Here is a 6,306-nt window from a genome sequence, read left to right on the forward strand (position 1 = left end):
GGAAGCCGCCGTTGCCGCCGGCCCTTCGCGGGCGCAGCATGCCGGCCATGCTGCGCGTGATCCTGGTGCTGGGGCTGCTCTCGGCCTTCGCGCCGCTGTCCATCGACATGTACCTGCCCGCCCTGCCCGCCATCGGCGAGGAGCTGGGCGGCGGCACCCGGGCGGCGCAGGCCACGCTGGCGGCGTATTTCGCCGGCATGGCGGCGGGCCAGCTGCTGCACGGCCCGCTGAGCGACCGCTTCGGCCGGCGCCGGCCGCTGTTCGCCGGGCTGGCGGTCTACGTGCTGGCCTCGGCCGGCTGCGCCCTGGCCACCGGGATGCCGGCGCTGGTGGGGCTGCGGCTGCTGCAGGCGCTGGCCGGCTGCGCCGGCATGGTGATCGCCCGCGCCGTGGTGCGCGACCTCGCCGACCGCACCGACCCGGTGCGGATGATGGCGCGGCTGATGCTGGTGATGGGCGCTGCCCCCATCCTGGCGCCGCTGCTGGGCGGCTGGGTGGCGGGGGCGCTGGGCTGGCGCGCCATCTTCTGGGTGCTGGCGGCGGTGGGCCTGCTGGCGCTGGTGCTGTGCGCGCTGTTCCTGCCGGAGTCGCTGCCGCCCGGGCGGCGCCAGCGCGGCGGGGTGCGGGCGGCGCTGCGCGGCGCGGCGCGGCTGCTGGCCGATGCGCGCTTCCTGCGCGCGGCGCTGCCAGGCGCGCTCGCCATCGCGGGGATGTTCGCCTACATCGCCGCCTCGCCGCACGTCTTCATCGAGCTGCACGGCGTGGCGCCGGACCGCTACGGCTGGCTGTTCGGCGGCGCCGCCTTCGGCATCATCGCTGCCTCGCAGCTGGCGGGGCGGCTGGCGGAGGCCTGGGGGCGGGAAGGGCTGCTGTCCCGCGCGCTGCTGGCGCTGGCGCTGACGGGGCTGGCCATCCTGGGGCTGTCGGGCGCGCCGCTGCCGTGGCTCTACGGCGCGATCTGGCTCTACGTGGCGCTGATGGGGCTGGTGCTGCCGACGGCGGGGGTGCTGTGCATGCAGCCCTTCCCGGCGCTGGCCGGCACCGCCTCGGCGCTGCTGGGGGCGCTGCAATTCGCGCTGGGGGCGCTGGCCGGGGGCGCGCTGGCGGCGCTGCACGACGGCACGGCGCGGCCGATGGGGCTGGTCATCGCCGCGGCGGCGGGGGCGGCGCTGCTGGCCCGCTGGGCCCTAGTGGCCGCATCGCGGGGCACGAGCACACCACCCGCCCGTCGCTGAGGCGCGTGGCCATCGTCGGCTCGGCGCAATGCGGGCATTCGCGCATGCCTTCCAGCGTCACTGCGCCGCGCCGCGCTCGGGCAGGGGCTGCATCGCGCGCAGGCGCGCGGCCAGCGCGGCGGCGCCGGCGCGCTCGGCCAGCAGGGCGGCCTCCTCGCGCGCGGCCTCGAAGCCCAGGCGGTAGCCCTCGTAGGTGGCGCGGTCCAGGCTGCGCGCCAGGCCGCGGGCGATGGTCTCGGTCATGGCGGCCCTGTCTTGCGCGGTGCGGGCGATGCGGCTAAACGGCGCTCTCCCGGGCGATTAGCTCAGCGGGAGAGCACTACCTTGACACGGTAGGGGTCACTGGTTCAATCCCAGTATCGCCCACCATTTCCATTCCATGCCATCGTGTTCGCGCCGGCTCCGCCCGGTGCGGTGACGCCTGCCGCGTTCGCGATTTGGAAAGCTGCGCGCCGCTACACCTGCCTCTGCGCAGGCCCGAAACCCGGGCCGAGTTCGGAGGAGAAACCGCGCATGAACCGCATCCTGACCACGACGCTGGCCCTGGGCCGCGACAGGCGGGGCGTCACCGCCCTGGAATACGCGCTGATCGCCGCCTTCACGGCGGTGGCCATCGCCGGCGTGCTGGCCCTGCTGGGCCCGCGGCTGAGCGGCGTGTTCCAGACCATCGTGAACGCGCTGCCCTCCGTGTGACGGCGCGGCGGGGCCAGGACAGGCCCCGCCCCATGGCCCGCGGCTCACAGAAGGTGACCCCGTTGCACCACCTGCTCGTCCTCGCCGCCTGCGTGGCGCTCGCCCTGGCCTGCTGGGCCGACCTCGCGGCGCGCCTGATCCCTGACCGCGCCCCCGCCACCCTGGCCGCCGCGGGGGCGGGGCTGCAGGCCCTCCAGGGCGGCGCCGGCGCGGCCGCGCTCGCCCTGCTCGCCGCGCTCCTCCTGCTGGCGCTGGCCGCCGGCGCCTGGCGCCGCGGGCTGATGGGCGGCGGCGACGTCAAGCTGCTCGCCGGGGCGGCGCTGCTCGCCGGCTGGCAGGGCGTGCCGGCGCTGCTGCTGGGCACCGCCGTGCTGGGCGGGCTGCTGGCGCTGCCCTACCTGCTGGCGCGCCGGCCGGGGGCCGCCCTGCCGCCCGCCGGCCGCGCCGCCGGCCGACTGCGCCGCGTCCTGCGCGCCGAGGCGCGGCGGCTGCGCCGCGGCGGCCCGCTTCCCTACGGCCTCGCCATCGCCGGCGGCGCCGCCCTCTCCCTCGCCACGCCGGGAGTCCTGCCCTGATGCGCCTCCTCCTCCTGGGCCTGCTCGGCCTGTCCATGCTCGGCGTGCTGGGCCTCGGCGCCGCCATGCTGCTGCCAGGGCGCGACGCCCCGCCGCCGGAAGCCGTGGTGGCCGAGGCGCCGCGCCCGGCGGTGCTGGCCGCCGCGCGGCCGCTGCGCGCCGGCAGCCTGCTGCGCCCCGAGGATCTCGCCGCCGCCGCGCCGGGCACGGAGCATCCCGGCGACGCCCTGCCCGACACGCCGGCGCTGCGCGCCGCCCAGCTGGGCGCCATGGTCCGCCGCCCCGTCGCGGCGGGCGAGGCGCTGCGCGCGGGCGACCTGCTGCCGCCGGGCGACCGCGGCTTCCTGGCCGCCGTGCTGGCGCCCGACCGCCGCGCCATCGCCGTGCAGGTGGACGCGGCGCAGGGCGCGGCCAACCTGATCTGGCCGGGCGACCGGGTGGACGTCATCCTCACCCAGCAGCTGCAGGAGGACGGCACCCCCGCCCACCGCCGCGTGCTGGGCGAGACGGCGCTGCGCGACCTGCGCGTCATCGCCGTGGACCAGGGGCTGGTGCAGGGCGCGGTGGCCGAGGCGCCGGACCCCGGCAACCGCCCCGTCCGCCTCATCACGCTGGAGGTGACGCCGCCGGAGGCCGAGCGCCTGGCCGTCGCCGGGCGGCTGGGCCGCCTTTCCCTGGTCGTGCGCGCCGCCATCGAGGGGCCCGCGGCCGCCCTGCCGCCGCCGGGCGGCACCTGGGGCGGCGACGTCTCGCCCGGCCTGCGCCTGGGCCGGGAGGAGGGGGCGCCCCAGCGCCCCGTGCAGGTGTTCCTGGGAGCCACCCGCCGCGAGGAGTTCCGCTTCTGATGCGCGCCATCCTGGCCGTCCTGGCCGCCCTGCCGCTGGCTGCGCACGCGCAGTTGGCGGAACTCCCGCCCCTGCCGGGCAGCCAGCCCGTGCTGCTGCAGCCCGCCGTCGCCGTGCCCTCCGTGCGCCGCGCGACGGAGCAGAACAGCGTCGCGCTGCGCGCCGGCGCCGCCCTGGGCCTGGAGGCCGGCAGCGGCCGCATCCTTCAGCTCGGCCGCTCCGTCGCCTCCGTCTTCGCCGCCGACCCACGCGTCATCGAGGTGCGCCCGGCCAGCCCGACCAGCCTGTTCGTGTTCGGCGTGGCGCCCGGGCGCACCACCATCGCGGCGCTGGACGCCGCCGGCGCGCCCATCGCGCAATATGAGGTGACGGTGCGCCCCTCCGCCTACGGCGCCACCGAGGCGCAGGCGGCGATCGCGCGCATCCTGCCCGGCAGCCGCATCCGCGCCGAGCCCCGGCCCAACGGCATCGCCCTGACCGGCGAGGCCGCGACGGCCGACGACGCCCAGCGCGCCGCCACCATCGCCCAGGGCTTCGTCGCCGAGAACCAAGTGGTGGACAACCGCCTGACCGTGCTGGGCCAGGTGCAGGTGAACCTGCGCGTGCGCATCGCCGAGGTCTCGCGCGAGGTGACGCGCCAGCTGGGCGTGGACTGGCAGAGCATCGGCACGCTGGGCCGCTTCAGCGCCTCGCTGATGACGCCGAACACCCTGGCGGACGTGCTGAACCCGTCCTCCCGCCTCGGCCTGGGCTTCGTCAGCGGCGGCACCGACGTCAACGCCTTCATCGACGCCCTGGCGCAGGACCGCCTGATCACCGTGCTGGCGGAGCCCAACCTCACCGCCATCAGCGGGCAGACCGCCTCCTTCCTCGCGGGCGGCGAGTTCCCCATCCCGGTGGCGCTGCGCGACAACGTGGTGAGCATCCAGTTCCGCCAGTTCGGCGTGTCGCTCGCCTTCGTGCCCACGGTGATGAGCCAGGGCCGCATCAGCCTGCGCGTCCGCCCGGAGGTGAGCGAGTTGTCCGACCAGGGGGCGGTGCGGCTGGGGGCGGGCAACGGCTCCATCCAGATCCCCGCGCTGACGGTGCGCCGGGCGGAAACCACCGTGGAGCTGGGCTCGGGCCAGAGCTTCGCCATCGCCGGGCTGCTGCAGGACAGCTCGCGCAGCCTCGCGCGCGCGGTGCCGCTGGTGGGCGAGGTGCCGCTGCTGGGCGCGCTGTTCCGCTCCAGCCGCTACCAGCGCAACGAGACGGAGCTGGTCATCATCATCACGCCCTACGTCGTCTCGCCCGTCAGTGACCCCGGCGCGCTGCGCGCCCCCACCGACCGCTTCCGCCCGGCCAGCGAGGCCGAGCGCGTGGCGGAAGGGCGGCAGCTGGCGCGCCAGCGCGCCCCCGGGCCGCAGGCGCCGGGCCGCGCCGGCTTCGTGATGCAATGAGGGGGGCTGCGATGCGCGTGCGCACCCTGCTGCTGCTGCCCGCGCTGCTGGGCGGCTGCGATGCGCTGGGCCCCTGGCGCGAGGGGCAGTGGCGCCCCGGCGGCGCCAACACCGCCAACCTGCTGGTGATGGTCGCCGAGCCGCGCGAGCTGGTGCGCGGCACCGGCGCCGTGGGCGCCGACGGCCAGCAGGCCGCGGAAGCTGTGGCCCGGCTGCGCGCCGACCGCGTCCGCCCGCTGCCGGACAACGCCGTGGTGCGCATCGGCACCAGCGGGGGAGGCGCCCCATGAGCGAGGTGGCCGACGCCGTGCGGCCCGACCGCCGCCCCCTGCTGTGCTTCGCGCGCGACCCCGCGACGCTGGACACGCTGCGCGCCGGGCTGGCCGCCGCGGCCCCGCCGGGCAGCGAGTTCCTGCGCGGCGACCTGGAAGGCGCCATCGCGCACCTGCGCGGCCACCCGACGCCGCAGGTGCTGGTGGTGGACGCCTCCGGCGACCCGCAGCCCCTGGCGCGCCTGGAGGACCTGGCGGCGGTGGTGGAGCCCGACGTGCGCGTGCTGGTGATGGGCGACCGGCCCGACCTGGGCTTCTACCGGCACCTGACGCGCGGGCTGGGCGTGCTGGAATACCTCTACGCCCCGGTCACGCCCGCCATGGTGGCGGAAACCTTCGGCCCGCTGGTGGCGCCGCGGGCCGAGGCGGCGGGCCGCGCGCGCGGCGGCCGCCTGATCGCCGTCACCGGGGCGGCGGGCGGCGCGGGCGCCTCCACCGTCGCGGTGGCGCTGGCTTCCCACCTCGCGGGGCGCGCCTTCCGCCACACCATGCTGCTGGACGCGGAGATGCAGCGCGGCACCGTGCCGCTGCTGCTGGGCCTGTCCGCCGCCCCCGGGCTGCGCGCCGCCATGGAGGCGCCGGAGCGCGTGGACGAGCTGTGGCTGGAGCGCACCGCCCAGCCGGTGACGGAGCGCCTGCACCTGCTGGCGGCGGAGGAGCCGCTGGACGCCACCCCGCCCTGGCGCGACGGCGCGGCGGAGCACCTGATGGCCGCGCTGCGCCGCCGCTACTCCTTCGTGGTGGCGGACGCGCCGTTCCACGCCGGCCCCTTGGCGCGGGCGCTGGCGGCGCTGGCCCACCAGCGCGTCATCGTCGCCCCGCCCAGCCTGGCCGGGCTGCGCGACGCGCTGCGCATGCTCCAGGCGCATCCGCAGCAGGCCGGCGGCCACCGCCCGCTGCTGGTGCTCAACCGCGCCGACCGGCGCGGCGCCCTGCCGCCCGCGCGCGTGGCGGAGGCGCTGGGCATGGCGCCCGACCTCCTGCTGCCCGAGACGCCCGCCGTGGCCGCCGCCGCCGTGATGGGCGAGCCGCCGCTGGCCGCCGGCGGCGCCTTCGCGCGCGGCATCGCCCGGCTGGCGGCGCTGGCGGCCGGCGTGCCGGAGGCGCCGGCCGGCCGTGGCCTGCTGGGCCGCTGGTTCGGCCGATGAGCGCGCCGCCCGCCTTCGGCCGCCGGGTCGCCCCGCCCG

The 6,306-nt window shown here is 78.0% G+C and carries 8 protein-coding genes and 1 tRNA gene; 8 read left to right on the top strand and 1 reads right to left on the bottom strand.

The annotated features are described in order from the left end of the window. Positions 1-47: 47 nt before the first annotated feature. Positions 48-1,235, top strand: coding sequence for a multidrug effflux MFS transporter (locus ACI6QG_RS17675; protein ID WP_407025910.1), 1,188 nt, complete (start codon positions 48-50; stop codon positions 1,233-1,235). 57 nt (positions 1,236-1,292) lie between these two features. On the opposite strand, the gene ACI6QG_RS17680 is transcribed toward ACI6QG_RS17675, so the two are convergent. Further along, positions 1,293-1,478: a hypothetical protein gene (locus ACI6QG_RS17680; protein ID WP_407025911.1), complete on the bottom strand. Its 186-nt coding sequence runs from the start codon at positions 1,476-1,478 to the stop codon at positions 1,293-1,295. Between the two features lie 51 nt (positions 1,479-1,529). Between ACI6QG_RS17680 and ACI6QG_RS17685 the strand changes: the two genes are divergently transcribed. From ACI6QG_RS17685 to ACI6QG_RS17715, 7 genes are all read left to right on the top strand, one after another. Then, positions 1,530-1,604 (top strand) — tRNA-Val (locus tag ACI6QG_RS17685). A gap of 144 nt (positions 1,605-1,748) precedes the next feature. Beyond that, positions 1,749-1,928 carry a Flp family type IVb pilin gene (locus ACI6QG_RS17690; RefSeq protein WP_407025912.1) on the top strand — a complete coding sequence of 60 codons (180 nt, stop codon included), beginning with the start codon at positions 1,749-1,751 and terminating at the stop codon, positions 1,926-1,928. 62 nt (positions 1,929-1,990) lie between these two features. Beyond that, a complete protein-coding gene (locus tag ACI6QG_RS17695) occupies positions 1,991-2,503 on the top strand; it encodes a prepilin peptidase (RefSeq protein WP_407025913.1) in 513 nt (170 codons plus the stop codon). Then, positions 2,503-3,348, top strand: coding sequence for a Flp pilus assembly protein CpaB (gene cpaB, locus ACI6QG_RS17700; RefSeq protein WP_407025914.1), 846 nt, complete (start codon positions 2,503-2,505; stop codon positions 3,346-3,348). The genes ACI6QG_RS17695 and cpaB overlap by 1 nt, the downstream gene beginning before the upstream one ends. After that, on the top strand, positions 3,348-4,787 hold the full coding sequence (locus ACI6QG_RS17705; protein ID WP_407025915.1) for a type II and III secretion system protein family protein: 1,440 nt from the start codon (positions 3,348-3,350) through the stop codon (positions 4,785-4,787). Before cpaB ends, ACI6QG_RS17705 begins: the two co-directional genes overlap by 1 nt. A gap of 11 nt (positions 4,788-4,798) precedes the next feature. Beyond that, positions 4,799-5,077: a hypothetical protein gene (locus ACI6QG_RS17710; RefSeq protein ID WP_407025916.1), complete on the top strand. Its 279-nt coding sequence runs from the start codon at positions 4,799-4,801 to the stop codon at positions 5,075-5,077. Next, on the top strand, positions 5,074-6,267 hold the full coding sequence (locus ACI6QG_RS17715; RefSeq protein WP_407025917.1) for a CpaE/TadZ family protein: 1,194 nt from the start codon (positions 5,074-5,076) through the stop codon (positions 6,265-6,267). The genes ACI6QG_RS17710 and ACI6QG_RS17715 overlap by 4 nt, the downstream gene beginning before the upstream one ends. The last annotated feature ends 39 nt before the right edge of the window (positions 6,268-6,306 follow it).

The organism is Sabulicella flocculans, assembly GCF_045449635.1.
Lineage (GTDB): Bacteria > Pseudomonadota > Alphaproteobacteria > Acetobacterales > Acetobacteraceae > Roseococcus.

What these genes read in the sequence shown, in the direction of transcription:
- ACI6QG_RS17675 (WP_407025910.1), top strand. Translation starts at nt 48, where the DNA reads ATGCTGCGCGTGATCCTGGTGCTGGGGCTGCTCTCGGCCTTCGCGCCG.
- ACI6QG_RS17680 (WP_407025911.1), bottom strand. Translation starts at nt 1,478, where the DNA reads ATGACCGAGACCATCGCCCGCGGCCTGGCGCGCAGCCTGGACCGCGCC.
- ACI6QG_RS17690 (WP_407025912.1), top strand. Translation starts at nt 1,749, where the DNA reads ATGAACCGCATCCTGACCACGACGCTGGCCCTGGGCCGCGACAGGCGG.
- cpaB (WP_407025914.1), top strand. Translation starts at nt 2,503, where the DNA reads ATGCGCCTCCTCCTCCTGGGCCTGCTCGGCCTGTCCATGCTCGGCGTG.
- ACI6QG_RS17705 (WP_407025915.1), top strand. Translation starts at nt 3,348, where the DNA reads ATGCGCGCCATCCTGGCCGTCCTGGCCGCCCTGCCGCTGGCTGCGCAC.
- ACI6QG_RS17710 (WP_407025916.1), top strand. Translation starts at nt 4,799, where the DNA reads ATGCGCGTGCGCACCCTGCTGCTGCTGCCCGCGCTGCTGGGCGGCTGC.
- ACI6QG_RS17715 (WP_407025917.1), top strand. Translation starts at nt 5,074, where the DNA reads ATGAGCGAGGTGGCCGACGCCGTGCGGCCCGACCGCCGCCCCCTGCTG.